Origin of the sequence: Streptococcus suis (assembly GCF_019794555.1) — a bacterium.
Lineage (GTDB): Bacteria > Bacillota > Bacilli > Lactobacillales > Streptococcaceae > Streptococcus > Streptococcus suis_AB.
In genome coordinates this window covers 1-20,620 of record NZ_JAIMEP010000035.1, presented here as the reverse complement: position 1 = coordinate 20,620, position 20,620 = coordinate 1, and the positions used below count along the sequence as shown (strand labels likewise).

The following is a 20,620-nucleotide window of genomic DNA, read 5'->3' as shown; positions in this document are numbered from 1 at the left end:
ACGTCAATCCCAAATACTACTCGCATGATATTACCTCTTTGTCTTGAATGATTCCTTGTTTTAGTGATGTCATTTTCAATACTCGACGTCTGGCGTCCCACATACTTTGATAACATTCTATCTAAAACAGGTGTCTTGCCAGTTTTTATTGCGACGTCTAGCGTCAAAAAAACCTACGACTTAACAAGACACCTCTACTTTATCATAAAGAAAAAGTAGTGAGTACTCTCTCCCGTCGGAGATTTCCTCACTACTAATCTTAGTATGTTTTTATTTTGATTATCATGTTTTGACATCAGGCGATATAGGTTGAATCTTGACGTTGTGTTGCTTTTGAAGGATAATAGAGTTATATTCAATGAAAATCGAAAGTAGAAATAATGGCTTGTTGCCAATTGCTTTTTTAATGGTTAATGGTTAAGTTCTTTGCCGATTCCAGTCATCAAAGACGTTTGGCAATGGTGCATTTTGATTTTTAAAGAGTTGGAATGGTGATGGAAAGTATGGGTAGCAATCCTTATCCAAAACAATAGAGAGGAAGTGCAATGGATAGAGACAGTGTATTAGCCTTTTTCCCACAGGGGAGATGGAACGAAAGAAACGCAAATGGAGATGATGTTACCATTGATGTGCCGGGAATGGGCTATTTTTCTTTGGATAGGATGACATTGACTGAAAGGGAGAAACTGTTGATTGAGCTATTGCAGAATCAAGCAGAAACATACGCTCGTTCTCCTTGGCAATCCTATTTTGAGAATGACGGCATTCGACCAACAACCTTTAGTCTATTGCAAGTCCTTCATGTACATATTTGGTCATCAATTGATCAGGAGGGGCAAACGGCTTGGTTGGATATGATGAAGCAACTATTACCAAATCTTCAAGCAAGCTATTCTCCGGAGTCCAACCATCATATTTTTATTTTAGACCAATCGACCTTGTTGGATGTTCGAGAAATTTTAGGGGATACGCTCGCCGCTATGGAGTTTGATTTTGGACTTCGTATGACTATTTTTCTTGGTCAGTTGTGGCCTGAATGGTTAGAGTCACAGTGGCCACTGTTGATTCAAGCTGAGCAAGATTTATTTAGAAAGTGGTGCGCTGGTCATCAACAATCCTTCCTCTTGACATTTAGCTATCTGTATTTGTGGAGCGGACAGTCTTACCCTCAGCTACAATCGGGATTGAGGCAGTTGATTTCAAACCAACAGATGGAAGCGATCGTTGAGGCTCTTTGGGAAGAAGGGGCAGTGTTAACAAAAGCAGCTCAGAAACTCTATATACACCGAAACACTTTGCAATATCGGCTTGATAAATGGCAGGAGATGACAGGTCTTCAATTGAAGGATTTAAATGATTTAGCTATTTGCCATCAGGCTATCTTGGGAATAAGTATTTAATCTTTTGTGCAAGTTGTACAAAAGATTTTTTTCTTTTTGTTCAACTTGACCTAGCTTTTAAAAACGCTTTCAATTACAATAAAGCTATCAAAGAAAGTGAGGCTTGAACATGGTTCAACTTAATTTAAAAAACATTTATAAAAAATATCCAAATAGCGAACACTACTCAGTTGAAAACTTTAACTTAGATATTAAAGATAAAGAGTTCATCGTATTTGTAGGTCCTTCAGGCTGTGGTAAATCAACTACTCTTCGTATGATTGCTGGTTTGGAAGATATCACAGAAGGTGAAGCATACATCGACGGCGTATTGATGAACGACGTTGCTCCAAAAGACCGTGACATCGCTATGGTATTCCAAAACTATGCGCTTTATCCACATATGACTGTATTTGACAACATGGCTTTTGGTCTTAAATTGCGTAAATACAGCAAGGATGAAATCAAAAAACGTGTTGAAGAAGCAGCGCAAATCCTTGGTTTGACTGAATTCTTGCAACGCAAACCTGCAGACCTTTCTGGTGGTCAACGTCAACGTGTTGCCATGGGTCGTGCTATCGTCCGTGATGCTAAAGTATTCCTTATGGACGAACCATTGTCAAACTTGGATGCGAAACTTCGTGTATCCATGCGTACTGAGATTGCTAAAATTCACCGTCGCATTGGTGCAACAACTATTTACGTAACGCACGACCAAACAGAAGCGATGACATTGGCGGACCGTATCGTAATCATGTCTGCTACGAAGAACGAAGCAGGTACAGGTACAATCGGTCGTATTGAACAAATCGGTAGCCCTGAAGAACTTTACAACCATCCAGTTAACAAGTTTGTTGCTAGCTTCATTGGTAGCCCTGCTATGAACTTCTTTACAGTTACTCTTCAAGATGGTGTCCTTATCGGAGATGGTTTCAAAGTAGATCTTCCAGAAGGTCGTCGCAAACACTTGGAAGAAAAAGGTTACAATGGTAAGTCATTTACATTGGGTATCCGTCCAGAAGACATTAAAGCTTCTCAATTGGAATTAGATACCTATCCATCATCTATCGTAGAAGCTGAAGTTGTAGTATCTGAACTTCTTGGTGCAGAAACAATGTTGTATTCTAAAGTTGGAAATACAGAATTTGTATCTCGTGTAGATGCGCGTGATTACCACAATCCAGGTGAAAAAGTTCGTCTTACTTTCAACCTCAATAAAGCACATTTCTTTAATGATGAAACAGACCAAGCAATCGTTTAAGCCTGATTGATGGCATCAAAATACCCCGTCACTGACGGGGTATTTTTTGAATGAGAACTCTTAATGAAAAAATGCGAGTAAATAATTTAGCGTACCGAATTCGATCAAAATATAGACTCCTAAGAGAACAAACACTAATGGTAGAATGATACGCTCGTATTTTTCAACAAATTCAGAGATATGTGAGAGACTGCCAAAAGCATCTGCGATGAAGCAAATAACGGTTGTCCCCAACAAAATGATAACAGCTGTTACGATAAATTCTGGCATTGTTAAGGTTGTGAAATAGGGCGAGAAAATCCCTAAATTATCAGCGCCAGATGCTAATGAAAGGAGCAAAACCGATAGGACCCCTATTGTTTTGTCTGAGATTTGAACGTCTTCTTCAGATTCAAATAGAATGCGAACTCCCAAAAAAATCGGGAAGATTCCAAGTAAGCCAATCATCCACTCAGAAGGTAGTAAATTGGCGAATTGACTGATGATAAAGCTAGATACTATCAAGATAAAACATGCAAGTAATTGCCCCAGATAGATGTGTTGTTTATCGCCTCTATTTTTAGCTTTTGAAAAGAGGAGTATTAAAAGAAGCAAGTAGTCAATACTTGTTGAAATACTAAGAATAATTGCAGATATAAATAATATCATGGTTCCTCCGTTTTAAATTGTTGACTGAATTTACCTTAAAATCTGTATTCACAAGTAGAGTGCTTTTATGCAATAGCTATTCAATTGCAATAAAGGCAACTTATTGAGAAATAACTGATTGTATTTTGTAAAAATTTGAGTAGGTGAAAACAAGTCTTAGATTGAGGTGTTAAATGGTCAATCTAGGTTCTAAACACAGAGGCACATTAATTTTGATAAGTAAAAGTAAAACATAGTAGATCTTTCAATGATTAGGTCATTTATTTTCTGAATATACTTGGTAAAAATCGACTTTGAGTTGGATAAAATGCTCCATATCGTGCAGAAGTTGGAAAAGGATAGCTCTGGTTTCAAACTCTTCTCGAGTTTGAGGTAGCGGTCGCTCTCTGAAGGTTGCATGGAATAATTCAATATCCAATAACAATTCTTTTGCTGAATTCTCTCTGCTGAGTTGTTGGGCTGTTCGCTCAAAGAGGCTGGCTAGGATGATGTTCTCTCGGGCTTCCAGTAAACACATATTGATATTGGTTGCCATGGTCCGTAATATTTTGCTTTGTGCAGCCCGCATTTCAAAATAATGGACTTGATAATTTGTTTGTTGAAAGACTTGGTTGTGGCGTTCTAAATAGACAATCTTTAGTGCATCGTCTAGCATGTGATCGAGTTCGTTGATGAGGGTTGCATCATTCCTACCGTCCCCCTCGATTAAAAACTGTTCAAAGCGTAGGAGAATCTGTTTCAACTTGTCTTCAACTCTTTCGTGATATTCCTCAATCATGCGTTCTTGAGAAGGCATATAGAGATTCGAAATTAAGGCTGTCAAGGCTCCGATCAGAAACAAGCCCATCTCATTGCTCAAGAGGGAAATGGATAGGCTTTCCTCAAGCATTAAGTGAGTGACCAGGACTGTAGCGGGTGCGATTCCTGCCTCCCACCGAAAATGGTAAGCAAGAGGAACATAGAAGACTAAGTAGACGCCTAAAGTCCAAATCCCGAAACCTAGCAAGTAAAAGGTTATCGTTGCGATAGATAAGGCTAGCAGAGTAGAATAGAAGCGATTACGAGCCATTTTAAAACTGGATTTTCGAGTGTCCAAAATACTTAAAATCGCAATAATTCCGGCAGAAGTTGCGTATGATAATCCCAACCAATCTGCCAGATAAATTGATAGAACAGTTGCTAGAATAAGTTTTATTGTTCTGTGTAAGAGAGGCATATTCGACTTCTTTCTAATTGATAAAAATATTGTAACACAAAGTAAAACGTTAGTGAAAAAATTGGAGTGATTAGAAAGTTTTTATTTTAAAATGAGGTGTTGCTATTTTGTTCTTTCGGTGCTATACTGTGGCGATTGTAAGGAGAATTGAAAAATGACTCAGAAAGATAGTTTAAGCTTTGAACGTGCTAGTAAGGCTGGTTTTCTTATTGCTCTCGGGGTGGTTTATGGAGATATTGGTACAAGTCCACTTTATACCATGCAAGCTCTTGTTAGAGGCCAAGAAAGCAAAAAGTTCTCTGAAATTTTCAGAGAACTTTTTAATTTATGCAAATAGAGCCAGAATACCGACTACTAGGTAGCAGACTAGTTTGTAGCTTTCGTTGATGAGGATAAGGTTGATAGGGCGTTGCTCAAAGACGTAGTTTTTCAATGAAGCGAGGACCGCAATTACGCCCATGCCACCAGCTGCGTGAAGTGGTGAAACACCGAGGGTTTTGATGAAGAAAATAGTAATGATGGCAGTTAGTACTTCAATGACAAGGGAAATCACCATTTCCTTCTGACCATTTTTTCCAGCCTGACGATCTGCTTCTACCTTAGCCATGTCAATGCCTGAAGCCTTGATCCAAGCATCGCGGAAAATCAAACCATACCACAAACCACCAATAGCAAAGGCAATCAGACCTGCCACAATTCCAAAAATAAGTGTCATAATATCTCCTATTTCGATCTCGTTTGTACGGACAAATTGATAGAACTAAGGATAACATAGATTGTATAGGCAGTCAAGTTTTTCAGCTGGAACACAGTGAGCACCTATTTTCAGTCAACCTATGCTATAATAAAACCATGGAACATAATGATATCGTATATGGCGTACATGCTGTGGTAGAGAGTTTGGAGGCCAACACCGGCAATAAACTCTACATTCAGGATGATTTGCGCGGAAAAAATGTAGAAAAAATCAAGGCACTGGCGGCAGAGAAGAAGGTGTCGATTTCCTGGACGCCGAAGAAGACCCTGTCTGACATGACAGAAGGTGCTGTTCACCAAGGCTTTGTCCTACGAGTCTCTGAGTTTGCCTATGCGGACCTATCGGTAATTTTGGAAAAAGCGGAAGCAGAAGACAATCCTCTCATTCTCATCTTGGATGGTCTGACAGATCCTCACAACTTCGGCTCGATTTTGCGGACTGCAGATGCGACTCAGGTAGCGGGCATCATCATTCCCAAGCACCGAGCAGTTGGCGTGACGCCCGTTGTGGCAAAGACCTCAACAGGTGCGGTAGCTCATGTCCCAATTGCCCGAGTGACCAATCTTAGCCAAACCCTTGATAAGCTCAAGGAGGCTGGTTTTTGGGTATTTGGTACTGATATGAACGGAACCCCAAGCCACAAGTGGAATACGGCTGGTAAACTAGCTCTTATTATTGGCAACGAAGGTAAAGGGATTTCCAGTAATATCAAAAAGCAAGTGGATGAGATGATTACTATTCCTATGAAGGGCCATGTCCAATCTCTTAATGCCAGCGTAGCAGCCGCTGTGCTCATGTACGAAGTTTTTCGGAAGAAAATCTAAATGAAAGAAAAAGTTCTCATTGTAGATGGCTACAACATGATTGCCTTTTGGCAGGCCACCAAGCAAGATTTTAAAAAGGGAGACTTGGATGCGGCCAGAACGACCTTGCTTCGCACCTTGTCTCACTACGCAGCCTTTGAACAGATTGAGGTGATTTGTGTCTTTGATGCCCACCATGTACCAGGTCTTCGCCAGCAGTATGATGAATTCAAGGTATCGGTCATTTTTACAGAGGAGGAAGAGACTGCAGATAGTTATATCGAACGACTCAGTGCCCAGCTCAATAGTGCCCGTCGCAAGCAGGTTTCCGTCGCAACCAGCGACCTCAACGAACAATGGGTGGTCTTTTCACAAGGGGCCTTACGGGTTTCGGCGCGTGAGTTAGAGGAGAGAACCAAGGTCATCAAAAAGGACTTGGACAAGTTTGTGGACCAGGTAGAGCTCTACACCCCACGGCTCAATCCCTGGTCAGATGGGAATTTTCAAGCCTTAATAGAAATGATGGAGGAAATGAAAGAGTGACATTTACAATCGTAACCGATTCGACATCGGATTTGCCAATCAGCTGGATCCAAGAAAACGATGTGACCGTGCTTGGTTTGACCATAAACCTAGACGGCGTAACCTATGAAACAGTCGGTGAAAACCGCTTGACCTCAGCAGATTTACTGGAGAAAATGGCTTCTGGCAGCCAACCTACAACCAGTCAGGTCAATGTTGGTCAGTTTGAAGAAGTTTTTGAAGCGGCAACCAAGGAAGGTCAAGAGGTGCTTTATCTCGCGTTCTCAGCAGCTCTTTCAGGGACTTACCAGAGTGCAGTCATTGCACGAGATATGGTTATGGACCAATATCCAGAAGCAGTTATCGCCATTGTTGATACAAAGGCAGCGACCATTGGAGAAGGCTACTTAGTCATGAAAGCCGTTGAGGCACGTGCTGCAGGTAAGACTCTGTCAGAAACCAAGGCAATCGTAGAAGATTTGGTGCCACGCCTACGTACCTACCTTCTAGTTGATGATCTCAATCACTTGGTAAGAGGTGGCCGCTTATCGAAAGCAGCAGGCCTTATTGGTGGTATAGTGAATATCAAACCTCTGCTTTCGCTAGATGTAGAAGGGAAACTTGTTCCGATTGCTAAAATCCGTGGTCGTAAAAAGGGAATCAAGGAGATGCTGAACATGACCTTGGATAATTTGGATCATTCTACAGTCATGGTTGCTTATACGGGTGATAGAGAGTCTGCAGAAAATATCAAATCTAGTTTATTGGAAGACGACCGTGTTGCTGATGTTCTACTGACAGAATTAGGACCAGTTATTGCGACTCATACAGGAACAGGGGTCTTAGCAATTTTATCAATTGGGACAGAAAAGAGAGCCTAGATTCTAAGGGATATTTCTTGCAAAGATGCATTTCGTTTTGTGTAACAGCAATCTACTGTAGAATAGGACAACCAATCAAGCAAGTAGAACGACTGTTTATTTTGGTAAACTCATCTGCAATCGTTCACATGATTTAAAGCTTAGCTATAGGTCAAAAAATAAAAAAAGTAAAGTAAAATAACTTGACGAGAACCACCATATTTGATAGAATGGTAGACGGTATTGTTTACCCCATTTGAAAGGCCCCGGAACCTTCCAAATACCCGCGGAACGGAACATCCGCCTAGTAAACAAAAACGATTCGTATAGGAGAAATCATGAACAAAACAACATTTATGGCTAAACCAGGCCAAGTTGAACGTAAATGGTATGTAGTAGACGCTACTGATGTACCTCTTGGACGCCTTTCAGCAGTAGTTGCTAGCGTTCTTCGTGGTAAAAACAAACCAACTTTCACACCTCATACTGATACTGGTGACTTTGTTATCGTCATCAACGCTGAGAAAGTGAAATTGACTGGTAAAAAAGCAACTGATAAAGTGTACTACACTCACTCATTGCACCCAGGTGGTTTGAAATCAATCACAGCTGGTGAATTGCGTTCTAAAAACGCTGTTCGTTTGATTGAAAAATCAGTTAAAGGTATGCTTCCACACAACACACTTGGTCGTGCACAAGGCATGAAATTGAAAGTGTTTGTGGGTAGTGAGCACACTCACGCTGCACAACAGCCAGAAGTACTTGATATTTCAGGTCTTATCTAAGGGAAAGGACGTAATCTAAATGGCACAAGCACAATACACAGGTACTGGTCGTCGTAAAAACGCGGTTGCACGCGTACGTTTGGTCCCAGGTACTGGTAAAATCACAGTAAACAAAAAAGATGTAGAAGAGTACATCCCACACGCTGACCTTCGTTTGGTTATCAACCAACCATTCGCAGTAACTTCAACACAAGGTTCATACGACGTTTTCGTTAACGTGAACGGTGGTGGTTACGGTGGTCAATCAGGTGCGATCCGTCACGGTATCGCGCGTGCATTGCTTCAAGTAGACCCAGACTTCCGCGATTCATTGAAACGCGCAGGCCTTCTTACACGTGACGCTCGTATGGTTGAACGTAAGAAACCAGGTCTTAAGAAAGCACGTAAAGCTTCACAATTTAGTAAACGTTAATATACCGCGATATATCAACGTTTCAAGGCACTTTGCAAGTTACTTGCAAGGTGTCTTTTTTTGTGGAAAAGTGGGCTTGGTAATCTTTTTGGTAATCTCTTAAGACCTGGTTAAATTTTAGTGGAAAAAGAAAGCTAAGGTTATTTAGCTTTGTCGAGGTATTCTGCGAATTTTGTAATGGATTGTTTTTCACCAGCTTTTGTGGCATGGCTATAAGTGTCTAAAGTCATCTGGCTGCTTGCATGGCCTAAGCATTTAGCAGTATTGACTGGGTCAATTCCCATTTCAATCATCAAGGTTGCGTGAGTGTGTCGAAACCCATGTGGGCTAATCTTTTTAAGATTATGCTTACGTATAATACGTTTTAGAATATTGTTGATATAGTCAGCGTGTAAGGGTTCTATCTCACCATCTCGGTTGCAGTATGTAAACATAAATTCTTTGTCGAGAGAAAGAGGTTGTACTGATAATTGCCACTTTTCTCTGCTAGTTTCCTGTTTCCATTTGTTGAGGATAGAACAGGTTTCATCGTCAAGATAGATAGAGCGCACAGAGAATGTATTTTTAGTTCCTTTTTCAATGGCATGGCCATCTATTCTTCCTAAACTTTTGCTAACTGTTAATAGTTGATTCTCAGAATCAAAATCTTCCCATTTAAGGGCGTAGAGCTCTCCTTTTCGTAACCCGCTGTATGCTAGTAATCGAAATAGTGCATAATGTTTATAAGGTTCATTTTCTAAAATGATTGTCAAAAAATGATGCAACTCGTTAACTGTCCAATAGTTCTCACTGACAGTTTTTTTGAGTTTAGGCATAATAACCTTGCTCATGGGATTTCGTTCAATATAATTCATATTAATGGCAAATTCAAATATTTTAGAAGTATAAGATTTGATTTGCTTCATGTTTTTGAATGTCTTGGCTTTGTCAGTGATGAAGGTTTGACAGTCTAAAGGACTGATTTTTGAAATTTTCTTTTCTCCAAAAACAGGAAGAATATGTAGGCGATAGAGGTCGGCAGTTTTGACTGCAGTAGTTGCTTCAACAGTATCTTTATAAGCTTCATACCACCTTTGATAAAGCTCTTGGTAAGTGTAGGTTGTTTGAACAGTAATATGGACAAAAGTTCCACTATTCAACTGATGATTAACAGCAGTTTCATGAGTTTTGGCAGCTTTACGCGTCTTGAACCCTCGTTTAGTATAATATTTTTTCTTACCGTAGTCGTTTAGACCAAGGTAAACTTTAACAAAATAGGTGATTCCTTTTGTAGATTGGTACTTGTGTACAGACATAACAGTTCTCCGCTTCTAAGTTTTCGGAGCTTATGTAATTGAGAAACTGTTAGTTTATTTTTTATGTCGATCTTCTTGTCTAATTCGATATTCTTCGGTCTGAATCCAGGTTTGCCAAATTTCTGATTCTCGTTTTAAACTATTCATGTGTTTAGTGAAGGTTTTCATGAATTCTTCTTCATTATTAACCAAATAGCGAGCTAAAATGCGCCTAAAATCGTCTGAGAAGCCGTCATTTAAGGGCATAGACAGATGGATTTCTCCTAGTTCAATTCCTTTCTTCAGCTTTTCCATATCGCTTTTAAAAGGTGTTACAGAACTAATCTCGGAAATTTTAAAACTGTCCGTAATAATGTTCATAGTTGACGGTGCTTGTTTATTATCATCAAGTCCTAAGATGTAAGCCATGGATACGCCGAAATAGTCAGCTAATTTTTGAGCATTTCCTTTTTTCGGTTGACGAATGCCTTGATTGTATCCTGATAAGGTTGGATAAGCGATATTTGTAGCAGAACTAATCTCAGTCAGTTTTTTGCCGCTCTCTTCTATCAGTTTTGCAATATGATTGGTCATAAATACCTCCTTGAGAGTATTATAACACATTTAATTCTTTTTGAATAAAAATAGTTGATAAAAATTCTAAAAGAATATATAATTCAAAATGAATAACAAATAAATTCGGAGTTTATTTAATTGAGAAATGGAAACGAGGTAATAATATGTCTGAAGAAGCGACTTTAGTTGTTCAACTTCCCAAAGTTTTGGAAAAACAGTTAAGGGCACATTATGATGAAATGGTCTCTACAGCTATTGAAAGAGCGCTAGAAGATAAAGAACTATACAAACCTATGGTTCGGATGTCAGCTCTTTCTAGGTGGCTGGATGTGTCAACGACAACCCTTCAAAAATGGACACGAGAAGGAATGCCTACAATGGTCATTGATGGTGTGACTCTGTACGATAAACGAGCGGTCACTAGATGGCTAAAGCAATATGAAAGATAGGAGGTACACGTATGAGTGAAGTACAATGGATTAAGATTACTACAGATATCTTTGATGATGAAAAAATACAGTTGATTGAGTCAATGCCCGAAGGAGATACTTTAATTGTCATCTGGTTTAAACTACTCGTTTTAGCAGGTAAACAGAATTACAGTGGAGTCTTAGCTCTAGGAGATAAGGTCTTTTATACAGTAGAGATGTTAACTACAGTCTTTAGGAGAAAGTCAACGACTGTGAAGCTGGCTCTGAAAACATTTGAACAATTTGGAATGATTGCTTTTGTGGACGGAGCAGTCACAATTCCTAAATGGGAGAAACATCAGAATATTGATGGTCTAGAAAAAATTCGTAAACAAACAAGAGAAAGAGTGGCTCGTCATCGTCAAAAGCAAAAAACTCTAGTAAGTGGGCAAGATAGTTTATCAATAGAATGTAACGTTACAGAAACGTTACCTGTAACGGAAAGTAACGGTCAAGTAACGCAACAGATTAAGAACAAGAATCAGAAAGAGAATAAGAATATACTAGATAATAGTTCTAGAGAGACAGAAGATCAGTCAACAACTTATCTCAAACCAGAGTATTATTCCCTTTTGCAAGTGATTGCGGATAGATATAACGATCGTTTTATTTACCCCTATAATTACACCCTAACGCATAAGCAAAAAATGGCGATTGGACAGTTTTTAAGCGAAGGCTATATGACTTCTGATGAAGTCTTGGGAATGATAGATCGTATTCCTAATGATGTAGAGTCACCATTAGCCTATTTAATGAGCTCTATGGAGCACCTAAAAGATGAGCGATTATTGGAAGCTAAGGTAATTGCTCATGAAAATGCTAGAAGAAAATATCAAAACTAATAGGGAGAAAAAGATGACAAATTATTATCAACTTGAGAATATGCTGGTGGCTGGTTTTAAATCAGAAGAAGAGTTACAACGGTATCAAGGGTTAAAAGCAGAGTATGAGGAAGAAACCCTGGATTATAGTTTCTCAATTAGAGAAATTGTCAATCAATTAGAAATTATTATCAATAGTAGAGAAAATGACTTCCCAAATTTAGAAGAAGGACTGTTGCAAGATTATCAGGAACTTGTAGAATATTTGAGGGAATACGATGTGTCTCAGGCAGAAAAATACACAAGGAGAATTTATCGTGGTTGAGCGTTATCGAACAGTTCTGAAAAAATTCTATATCACAAAATCGCAGAATCAAACGCTAAACTACCTTATCAGTTATACAGGTTTAAGGAATTTTTCTAACTATGCTAGGAAAATGTTATTTAAGAAATTCCCTATTGTTGTGGTATTTGATGAAACTTCATTTGAAGACTTGATATTTTCTTTGAGGCGAATTAAAAATAATATCAATCAGTTAGCAAGGATAGCAGAGCAATCTCAGGATCTTCAAGCATTACGAGCTATGACTTACAGTGTTCAAATGATTGAAAAATATGAAAAATCGTTCCTTAAATACCATAAAACGAAAAAGGCGAGGTTACTATCAAAAGTGGATGAATGAAAAATAGAATTAAAAATATCGTGAAGCAACTCTTTTTGACTGAGGATGAGAATAAAAGATTGTTAGCATTAATGGCTAATGAAAAAGAGTCAAACTTTTCCGCTTTTGCCAGAAAGAAATTATTTAACCAAGAGATTGAATCATGGACGATTAATTTTCCAGAGTATGAGCAACTGACAGAGCGATTCATTCAGATTGGCAGATCAATTAATAGGATTGCCAAGTTGTCAACTCAGGTTGGAAATATTTCACAACAGAATTTTATAGAACTTGGTCAGTTGATAACTCAATTATTGGATGAATTGGAAAAGGGACTCTCAGTTAACCTGAAAAAGAAGTCTATTAAACATTAAATAAGTAAATGAAACCGCAGGAATTTATCTGCGGTTTTCTTATGTCCTTCTAAAAAATGATTGTCTGACAATGTCAGCCACCGTGTCTGGCACGGGGAATTTAGAATTGATACAAAAACATAATTTTAGGTCTTTGCGAGCTCAGATAGTGTATACACACTATCGCAAAAAAATCCACCACCAAGAGTGAGCAGACAGCTCCTTTAGGTGATGGATTTTAACCACTTGGGGCAAAGCCCCAACCCCCTTGAGGAAACGTGTGAGAAATAGGGAAAAATGGTATAATAGACGGGTAATATACTTCTGATAATTTTTTATTAAGTGTAGATGTGGGAGACTCGGTATGGCGACATTCATCAAAGACAAAAAGAGCATGAGCGAAGAAGATATTAAAGCTAATTTTATTACTCCAGCCATTTTAGCTAAAGGTTGGAAAAATGGTGAGCATATTGCCTATGAGGAATATTTTACAGATGGGCGAATAGAGGTTCGAGGTGATAAGGCTCGTCGTAAAGAAGGGAAAAAATCAGACTATGCTCTCTACTATCAATTTGGGCAGCGTATTGCAATCGTTGAAGCTAAAGATAATAAGCATAGTTTACGAGCTGGATTACAGCAGGCGATTGAATATGGTGAGATTTTAGATGTTCCTTTTGTTTATTCCTCAAATGGTAATGGTTTTATTGAGCATGACCGTATCACGAGGCAAGAACGTGAGTTAACTTTAGAGGAGTTTCCTACTCGTGAAGAATTATTTGAGCGTTTGATTTCTGAAAAAGAGATAAGTTCTGAGGTTTCAAAGGCGATTTCAGTCCCTTACTATACTGATGCGTTCTCCAATAAAACACCACGTTATTACCAGCAAATCGCTATCAACCGTACCGTTGAGGCGGTTGCAAGAGGAGAAAATCGGGTCATGTTTGTTATGGCAACAGGGACAGGTAAGACCTTTATGGCTTTTCAAATTATCCATCGTTTGCGAAAAGCTGGTTTAGCCAAACGTGTTCTCTTTTTAGCCGACCGAAATATCTTAGTTGACCAAACAATGGCTGAAGATTTTAAGCCTTTTGAAAAGGTTATGACCAAAATCACAGCAAAGTTACTGAACTCTCCAGAAAAGTTAAATTCTTTTGAAATTTACTTAGGTTTGTATCAGCAATTAGCAGGTGAAGACGGCGAAGAAACGCATTATCAAAAGTTTGATAAGGATTTCTTTGACCTGATTGTTATTGATGAGGCTCACCGCGGTTCAGCTAAGGAGGACAGCAACTGGCGTCAAGTGATTGCTTATTTTGCCTCAGCAACCCAGATTGGGATGACAGCGACACCAAAGGAAACCAAAGAAGTTTCTAATATAGATTATTTTGGAGAGCCTGTTTATACTTATAGCTTGAAACAAGGAATTGAGGATGGCTTCTTGGCTCCTTATCGTGTGATGCGAGTTAATTTGGATATTGATGTCGATGGCTATCGTCCAGAGAGTGGTAAAGAGGATGCCACAGGAAGACTTATCGAAGATAGGTACTATGGTCGGAAAGATTTTGATAAGACCATTGTTATTGATGATCGTACCCAAAAGGTGGCTAAGTTTGTTTCTGACTATATGAAACAGAACAATGCTCGATTTGACAAAACTATTGTCTTTTGTGTTGATATTAACCATGCTGAGCGGATGAGAGCGGCTTTTGTCAAAGAAAATATAGACTTGGTTCAGGAAGATTATCGCTATGTGATGCAGGTGACCGGCGACAATGCTGAGGGTAAAGCACAGCTAGATAACTTTATGGATGTTAATTCTAAGTTTCCAGCTATTGTCACAACATCAAAACTCTTGACAACGGGGGTCAATGCAAAAACATGTCGTTTGATTGTGCTCGATTCCAATATTCAATCCATGACGGAGTTCAAACAGATTATTGGTCGTGGAACACGTTTGTACCCGCAGAAAGGGAAAGAATTTTTCACCATTATTGATTTTAGAAACGTGACCAATTTATTTGCAGATCCAGATTTTGATGGAGAGCCAGCGTATGTCTTTGACCCTAAAGGGCCAACTGGAGGTGGCGGCGAATCAACTGGAGGAGGAGAACCTATTGAAAAATATAGGGTCACTGATAAAAAAGTAGATGTTCTCAATTCAACCATTCAGGTTTTGGATGAAAATGGGAAGTTAGTGACAGAAAGTCTGACCGATTATACTCGGAAAAATATTCTAGGAGCTTACGCTACCTTGACCGAGTTTATTACTGCCTGGCAAGCAGCGGATAAGAAAAGAGTCATCTTAGAAGAACTCTATAAAAAAGGCGTTTATCTTGATGCTATTCGAGAAGCAGAAGGGATTTCTGAACAGGAGATTGATGACTTTGACTTGCTGTTAAAACTGGCTTATGGTCAAAAAGACTTGACTAAGAGCCAGAGAATTAGCAGGGTTAAGAGTAGTGGTTATCTGCAAAAGTACAGTGAAGAGGCTCGAGCTGTTTTAGAGACGTTATTAGATAAGTACATGGATAAGGGGATTGGTGAACTGGAAAGCATTGAAACGCTAAAATTACCAGAGTTTCAAATTTACGGTGGAACCTTTAAGATTATCAATACCTATTTTGGAAATAAGCAAGCCTATCTAAGGGCCATTAAAGAATTGGAAGAAGAGCTATTTACAGTAGCTTAATGAAAGGAAACTATGTCAATTACATCATTTGTGAAACGTATTCAAGATATTACACGCAATGACGCAGGTGTTAATGGAGACGCCCAACGTATTGAACAAATGTCTTGGTTACTCTTTTTGAAAATTTATGATAGCCGTGAGTTGGTTTGGGAGTTGGAGGAAGATGATTATGAGTCAATTATTCCTGAAGACTTAAAATGGCGAAATTGGGCTCACGCTGAAAAAGGTGAGCAAGTCTTGACAGGTGATGATTTGCTTGATTTTGTGAACAATAGGCTGTTTAAGGAATTAAAAGAGCTTGAAATCACATCCAATATGCCCATTCGTAAAAGCATTGTTAAATCAGCTTTTGAAGATGCTAACAACTACATGAAAAACGGTGTGCTCTTGCGTCAGGTTATCAATGTCATTGATGAGGTGGACTTTAATAGTCCAGAAGACCGACATTCCTTTAATGATATTTATGAGAAAATTCTCAAGGACATCCAAAGTGCAGGGAACTCTGGGGAATTTTATACCCCTCGTGCAGCGACCGATTTCATTGCTGAAATGCTTGACCCTAAATTGGGTGAAACAATGGCTGATCTTGCCTGTGGAACAGGTGGTTTCTTGACCTCGACTTTAAATCATTTAAGTAAACAGCGTAAGACTAGCGAGGATATTCAAAAATACAATCAGGCTGTCTTTGGGATTGAGAAAAAAGCCTTTCCTCACCTTTTAGCAGTGACGAACCTCTTTCTTCATGAAATAGATGACCCTAAAATCATTCATGGCAATACCTTGGAGAAAAATGTCCGAGAGTACACAGATGACGAGAAGTTTGACCTTATCATGATGAACCCACCTTTTGGTGGTTCCGAACTTGATACGATTAAAAATAATTTTCCAGCAGAGTTGCGGAGTTCGGAGACAGCGGACCTTTTTATGGCAGTTATCATGTATAGGCTGAAAGAAAACGGTCGTGTTGGGGTAATTTTACCAGATGGCTTTCTCTTTGGAGAGGGTGTCAAAACTCGGTTGAAAGAAAAGTTGGTTGAGGAGTTTAATCTTCATACGATTATCCGTTTGCCTCATAGTGTCTTTGCCCCTTACACAGGTATTCACACCAATATCCTTTTCTTTGACAAGACTAAGAAGACGGAGCAGACTTGGTTTTATCGTTTGGACATGCCAGATGGGTATAAAAACTTTTCTAAGACCAAACCGATGAAATCAGAGCATTTCAATCCTGTTCGTGAGTGGTGGACTAGCCGTGAGGAGATTTTAGAGGGGAATTTTTATAAAGCCAAATCTTTTACACCATCTGAGTTAGCTGATTTGAACTATAATTTTGATCAATGTGGCTTTCCAAAGGAAGAAGAAGAGATTTTAGAACCGCTGGAACTCATCCAAAACTATCAGCAAGAAAGAGCGGCTTTGAACCAAAAAATAGATGCTGTTTTGGCAGATATTTTAGAGCTTTTGGAGGAGAACTAATGACCCCAGAACAACTAAAAGCTAGTATCTTACAGCGAGCAATGGAGGGAAAATTAGTTCCTCAAGATCCAACTGACGAGCCAGCTAGTGAGCTTCTTAAACGTATCAAAGCGGAAAAAGAAAAACTCATTGCTGATGGCAAAATCAAGCGAGATAAAAAAGAAACAGAGCTTTTTCGAGCTGCTGACGGGAAACCTTATGAGAAGTTGGCAGATGGAACAGTTCAGGAAATAGAAGTCCCTTATGATATTCCAGATAGTTGGGAATGGGTAAGGTTAGCTAGTATTTTGGATGTTAGGGATGGGACACATAATACTCCTAAATATGTAGAAAAAGGTGTTCCCTTACTTACAAGTAAAAACCTTGTCAATGGAAAAATTTTGAAAGAACCTTCTCAGTTAATTAGTATAAAAGATTCAATTGAAATAAATAAGCGTTCTAAAGTTGATGAAAATGATATTTTACTAGCTATGATTGGGACGGTCGGCAACCCTGTATTGGTACCTAAATTGGATTATGATTTTTCGGTAAAAAATGTAGCCATCTTGAAACATAATACTGAGCTAGATATGAAGTTTACTTACTATTTTATTCACTATCACTCAATTGAACTAAAGAGAATTTCTTCTGGTGCTGTTCAAAATTTTGTTTCATTGAGAACATTAAGGCAAATTTTATCCCCCCTCCCGCCTCTCTCTGAACAGAAACGGATTGTGGAGCAAATCGAACGTGCCTTGGAAAAGGTAGATGCATATTCCGAAAGTTACAATAAACTTCAAGAATTGGACAAATCCTTTCCAGATAAGTTGAAAAAATCTATTCTTCAATATGCCATGCAAGGTAAGTTGGTTCCTCAAGACCCTAACGATGAACCCGTTGAGGTTTTGCTTGAAAAAATCCAAGCTGAAAAGCAAAAACTCTATGAGGAAGGTAAACTCAAGAAGAAAGATTTGGCAGAAATAGTGGTGACAAAAAGAGATGATAACTCTCCTTATAAGGAAGTGCCTTATAGTATTCCAAAAAGTTGGAAATGGGTGAAGTTAAATGACATAACCTCATATATTCAACGAGGGAAATCACCTAAATATTCAACAATTCCTAAATATCCAGTTATTGCACAAAAATGTAATCAATGGTCAGGTTTTTCTATTGAACTGGCAAAATTTGTCTCACCTGATACTGTTGACAGTTATCAAGAAGAACGTTTGTTAAAAGATGGTGATTTGATGTGGAATTCAACAGGACTAGGCACTTTGGGGAGGTTAGCTATTTATTCTGAGGTTAAAAATCCGTATGGCTGGGCAGTAGCAGACAGTCATGTTACTATTATTAGACTTCTACTAAAGTTTATTGATTACCACTTTATTTACTATTTTCTTGCCTCACCTATTGTTCAAAATGTCATTGAGGAGCAAGCGTCAGGTAGTACCAAACAAAAGGAATTAGCTACTACAACTGTTAAAAACTATCTCATTCCTCTTCCGCCTCTCACCGAACAACAGCGTATTGTTTCTAAAATCTCTCAAGTCTTTTCAGTTATCGAATCTTTAGTATAATACTTATGTGCGGTGGAATTTCTATCAAAAATCAGATAGGAGTTGAAGATGAAAGACTTTGAACTACATTTACGAAAAGCTGGATTAGCTGAAAACACCATACGGTCTTACCTGTATGGTGTTCGCTTTTTCTTGGAACATTATGAGTTAAAAATAGAAGATTTATTTGAATATAAAGGATATTTACTGGATAATTTCAAACCAAAAACGGTTAATCTGCGATTGCAGGGGCTTAATAAATACCTTGTTTTTATTGGACATGATGATTTGAAATTAAAATTTGTTAAAATCCAGCAGAAACCATTTTTAGAAGATGTTATCAGCCATGCGGATTACCTCTTTCTGAAACGGAGTTTGAAAAAAGATGATAACTTAAAATGGCATTTTGTAGTTTGGTTTCTAGGAGCAACAGGAGCTCGTGTTAGTGAATTGATAAAATTAAAAGTAGAACATGTGGAGGTCGGTTATTTTGACATTTACTCAAAGGGTGGTAAAATGCGACGACTCTACATCCCTAAAAAATTACGTGACAGTTGTCAGAAATGGCTTGATATTGAAAATCGCCAAAGCGGGTACCTTTTCCTTAATAAATTTAGTCAGCCGATTACAGCTAGAGGGATTGCCCAACAACTAAAAAACTATGCTGTAAAATATCAACTCAATACCAAGGTAGTCTATCCTCATTCCTTTAGACACCTATTTGCCAAAAATTTTCTTGCCAAATACAATGATATTGCCCTGTTAGCAGATTTGATGGGACACGAAAGTATCGAAACAACTCGTATCTACCTGAGAAAAACAGCGACAGAACAACAAGCTATCATAGATAAGGTTGTTAATTGGTAACATAAATAGCAGAAAGTCTTTATGACTCTCTGCTATTTTTGTGACGGTTGCTCTCCTTATGGGAAGATACCCCAAAATTGGTTTTTTCTTACTATAAAAGATATTTTTTCAATAACCACAGGATTATCGTATAAGAAAACAGATTTAGCCATCACAAAAAATGGTGTCAGAATTATTCGCGGAGGAAATATCAGCCCATTTTCCTTTAAAATATTAGATAATGATTACTATATTGATTCAAAATTTATTACCTCAGAGACAGTCTATTTGAAACGAAATCAGCTAGTAACACCTGTTTCAACATCTTTAGAACATATTGGAAAATTTGCTAGAATTGATAGAGATTATCCCAATACCGTTGCTGGTGGATTTGTATTTCAATTAACACCTTTTGTCTCGTCAGATGTATTGTCAAAATATCTATTATTTAATCTGTCATCGCCAATCTTTTATAAACAATTGAAGTCAATTACGAAGTTATCTGGGCAGGCTTTATATAATATTCCTAAAACAAAATTAAACGAACTTCTTGTTCCACTAGCTCCCTCAACAGAGCAGGAACGCATTAGTCAGAGAGTTGAACAACTTTTTGAAAAAGTAAATCAACTTTAGATACAATATCTCTCATTTCTCGATAATTTGAAATAGGGATTAGTAAATCTGAAATACTGGTGCTATTTAGTGTTTTTCCTTTTATGGCATCTTTTGAATTTCCAGAAGTAGAAATTAGTGGCAAAAACATCATTAGATAATTTCTAATAATATTTTTCTTATCACTGTATGGAAATATAGAAATAATTGCCTCATTATGACTGGCTGGAATATCTAATATCGCAACTTTGCCGATTGATAGCTTAAAACTCATCAGTAGGGTATCTGCGGGAGCAATTTTAATATTTGTTTGCTTTATAGCCAAGTTAGATACATATTCCTTTGTTTCAGTAATATGACCACTGCTCGGCATATCCGAAATAGATACCCACGGAATATCATTACCCCAAAAGGTTGGTTCGCTCCTGGATGGTGTTTTTCCAATATTAAATGTAACAATCGAACCAAACTTAATGTAGCTCCAAGAGTTAGGAATCTCAGGCATAGTTGAACTGGCAAAATCACTATTTTCTTTGTTATTCTCATAAGGAGAGCTATCATCTCCTTCTGTCACCACTATTTCTGCCAAATCTTTCTTCTTGAGTTTACCTTCCTCATAGAGTTTTTGCTTTTCAGCTTGGATTTTTTCAAGCAAAACCTCAA

23 protein-coding genes and 1 pseudogene are annotated in these 20,620 nt (G+C 38.3%); 18 read left to right on the top strand and 6 right to left on the bottom strand.

Annotation, left to right across the window (positions count from 1 at the left end; translation table 11 throughout):
* Positions 1-545: 545 nt before the first annotated feature.
* Both K6V48_RS10445 and K6V48_RS10440 read left to right on the top strand, forming a co-directional pair.
* Positions 546-1,400 carry a helix-turn-helix domain-containing protein gene (locus K6V48_RS10445; RefSeq protein ID WP_222369556.1) on the top strand — a complete coding sequence of 285 codons (855 nt, stop codon included), beginning with the start codon at positions 546-548 and terminating at the stop codon, positions 1,398-1,400.
* Between the two features lie 109 nt (positions 1,401-1,509).
* Positions 1,510-2,640, top strand: coding sequence for an ABC transporter ATP-binding protein (locus K6V48_RS10440; RefSeq protein WP_024392618.1), 1,131 nt, complete (start codon positions 1,510-1,512; stop codon positions 2,638-2,640).
* Positions 2,641-2,700: 60 nt separating this feature from the next.
* Here K6V48_RS10440 and K6V48_RS10435 read toward each other — a convergent pair whose 3' ends face one another.
* Positions 2,701-3,288 (bottom strand): cadmium resistance transporter, encoded by a 588-nt coding sequence (locus tag K6V48_RS10435; protein ID WP_172040620.1) that lies wholly within the window; start codon positions 3,286-3,288, stop codon positions 2,701-2,703.
* 256 nt (positions 3,289-3,544) lie between these two features.
* Complete coding sequence (locus K6V48_RS10430) at positions 3,545-4,504, bottom strand: aromatic acid exporter family protein (protein WP_222369552.1); 960 nt, start codon at positions 4,502-4,504, stop codon at positions 3,545-3,547.
* Between the two features lie 154 nt (positions 4,505-4,658).
* On the opposite strand from K6V48_RS10430, the pseudogene K6V48_RS10425 reads away from it, so the two are divergent.
* Positions 4,659-4,814, top strand: a pseudogene (locus tag K6V48_RS10425) (KUP/HAK/KT family potassium transporter); the annotation flags it as partial.
* 15 nt (positions 4,815-4,829) lie between these two features.
* Here K6V48_RS10425 and K6V48_RS10420 read toward each other — a convergent pair.
* Positions 4,830-5,219, bottom strand: coding sequence for a DUF1761 domain-containing protein (locus K6V48_RS10420; RefSeq protein WP_014736388.1), 390 nt, complete (start codon positions 5,217-5,219; stop codon positions 4,830-4,832).
* Between the two features lie 137 nt (positions 5,220-5,356).
* Between K6V48_RS10420 and rlmB the strand changes: the two genes are divergently transcribed.
* The 5 genes from rlmB (at position 5,357) to rpsI (ending at position 8,643) form a co-directional block, all read left to right on the top strand.
* The gene (gene rlmB / locus K6V48_RS10415; RefSeq protein ID WP_172040708.1) at positions 5,357-6,085 is read left to right on the top strand and encodes a 23S rRNA (guanosine(2251)-2'-O)-methyltransferase RlmB; all 729 of its coding nucleotides are present in this window, start codon (positions 5,357-5,359) and stop codon (positions 6,083-6,085) included.
* Positions 6,086-6,607, top strand: a complete 522-nt coding sequence (locus K6V48_RS10410; protein ID WP_222369550.1) for an NYN domain-containing protein — start codon at positions 6,086-6,088, stop codon at positions 6,605-6,607.
* Positions 6,604-7,467: a DegV family protein gene (locus tag K6V48_RS10405; protein ID WP_222369548.1), complete on the top strand. Its 864-nt coding sequence runs from the start codon at positions 6,604-6,606 to the stop codon at positions 7,465-7,467. The genes K6V48_RS10410 and K6V48_RS10405 overlap by 4 nt, the downstream gene beginning before the upstream one ends.
* A gap of 317 nt (positions 7,468-7,784) precedes the next feature.
* Positions 7,785-8,231 carry a 50S ribosomal protein L13 gene (gene rplM, locus K6V48_RS10400; protein ID WP_024391353.1) on the top strand — a complete coding sequence of 149 codons (447 nt, stop codon included), beginning with the start codon at positions 7,785-7,787 and terminating at the stop codon, positions 8,229-8,231.
* A gap of 19 nt (positions 8,232-8,250) precedes the next feature.
* Positions 8,251-8,643, top strand: a complete 393-nt coding sequence (gene rpsI / locus K6V48_RS10395; RefSeq protein ID WP_002942223.1) for a 30S ribosomal protein S9 — start codon at positions 8,251-8,253, stop codon at positions 8,641-8,643.
* Positions 8,644-8,783: 140 nt separating this feature from the next.
* Here rpsI and K6V48_RS10390 read toward each other — a convergent pair whose 3' ends face one another.
* Together K6V48_RS10390 and K6V48_RS10385 are read right to left on the bottom strand one after the other, a co-directional pair.
* Positions 8,784-9,938 (bottom strand): site-specific integrase, encoded by a 1,155-nt coding sequence (locus K6V48_RS10390; RefSeq protein WP_222369546.1) that lies wholly within the window; start codon positions 9,936-9,938, stop codon positions 8,784-8,786.
* A 54-nt stretch (positions 9,939-9,992) separates the two neighbouring features.
* Positions 9,993-10,511: a helix-turn-helix domain-containing protein gene (locus K6V48_RS10385; protein WP_000181343.1), complete on the bottom strand. Its 519-nt coding sequence runs from the start codon at positions 10,509-10,511 to the stop codon at positions 9,993-9,995.
* 146 nt (positions 10,512-10,657) lie between these two features.
* On the opposite strand from K6V48_RS10385, the gene K6V48_RS10380 reads away from it, so the two are divergent.
* The 10 genes from K6V48_RS10380 (at position 10,658) to K6V48_RS10335 (ending at position 19,978) form a co-directional block, all read left to right on the top strand.
* Positions 10,658-10,942 carry a DNA-binding protein gene (locus K6V48_RS10380; RefSeq protein WP_105119001.1) on the top strand — a complete coding sequence of 95 codons (285 nt, stop codon included), beginning with the start codon at positions 10,658-10,660 and terminating at the stop codon, positions 10,940-10,942.
* An 11-nt stretch (positions 10,943-10,953) separates the two neighbouring features.
* Positions 10,954-11,805 carry a phage replisome organizer N-terminal domain-containing protein gene (locus K6V48_RS10375; protein ID WP_222369544.1) on the top strand — a complete coding sequence of 284 codons (852 nt, stop codon included), beginning with the start codon at positions 10,954-10,956 and terminating at the stop codon, positions 11,803-11,805.
* A 13-nt stretch (positions 11,806-11,818) separates the two neighbouring features.
* Positions 11,819-12,109, top strand: a complete 291-nt coding sequence (locus K6V48_RS10370; protein ID WP_222369542.1) for a DUF5962 family protein — start codon at positions 11,819-11,821, stop codon at positions 12,107-12,109.
* A complete protein-coding gene (locus K6V48_RS10365; RefSeq protein WP_018166603.1) occupies positions 12,102-12,467 on the top strand; it encodes a plasmid mobilization protein in 366 nt (121 codons plus the stop codon). The genes K6V48_RS10370 and K6V48_RS10365 overlap by 8 nt, the downstream gene beginning before the upstream one ends.
* A complete protein-coding gene (locus K6V48_RS10360) occupies positions 12,464-12,820 on the top strand; it encodes a transposase (protein ID WP_222369540.1) in 357 nt (118 codons plus the stop codon). Before K6V48_RS10365 ends, K6V48_RS10360 begins: the two co-directional genes overlap by 4 nt.
* Positions 12,821-13,163: 343 nt before the next feature.
* Positions 13,164-15,488, top strand: coding sequence for an EcoAI/FtnUII family type I restriction enzme subunit R (hsdR, locus tag K6V48_RS10355; protein WP_222369538.1), 2,325 nt, complete (start codon positions 13,164-13,166; stop codon positions 15,486-15,488).
* A 12-nt stretch (positions 15,489-15,500) separates the two neighbouring features.
* Positions 15,501-16,964 carry a class I SAM-dependent DNA methyltransferase gene (locus tag K6V48_RS10350; protein ID WP_222369535.1) on the top strand — a complete coding sequence of 488 codons (1,464 nt, stop codon included), beginning with the start codon at positions 15,501-15,503 and terminating at the stop codon, positions 16,962-16,964.
* Entirely contained in the window at positions 16,964-18,520 is a 1,557-nt protein-coding gene (locus K6V48_RS10345) for a restriction endonuclease subunit S (RefSeq protein WP_222369532.1), read from the top strand. The genes K6V48_RS10350 and K6V48_RS10345 overlap by 1 nt, the downstream gene beginning before the upstream one ends.
* A gap of 48 nt (positions 18,521-18,568) precedes the next feature.
* On the top strand, positions 18,569-19,366 hold the full coding sequence (psrA, locus tag K6V48_RS10340; protein WP_222369529.1) for a tyrosine-type DNA invertase PsrA: 798 nt from the start codon (positions 18,569-18,571) through the stop codon (positions 19,364-19,366).
* Positions 19,367-19,387: 21 nt separating this feature from the next.
* Positions 19,388-19,978: a restriction endonuclease subunit S gene (locus tag K6V48_RS10335; protein WP_222369526.1), complete on the top strand. Its 591-nt coding sequence runs from the start codon at positions 19,388-19,390 to the stop codon at positions 19,976-19,978.
* Here K6V48_RS10335 and K6V48_RS10330 read toward each other — a convergent pair.
* On the bottom strand, positions 19,932-20,620 hold a 689-nt coding region (locus tag K6V48_RS10330), incomplete at its 5' end, for a restriction endonuclease subunit S (RefSeq protein WP_261311108.1). The genes K6V48_RS10335 and K6V48_RS10330 overlap by 47 nt on opposite strands.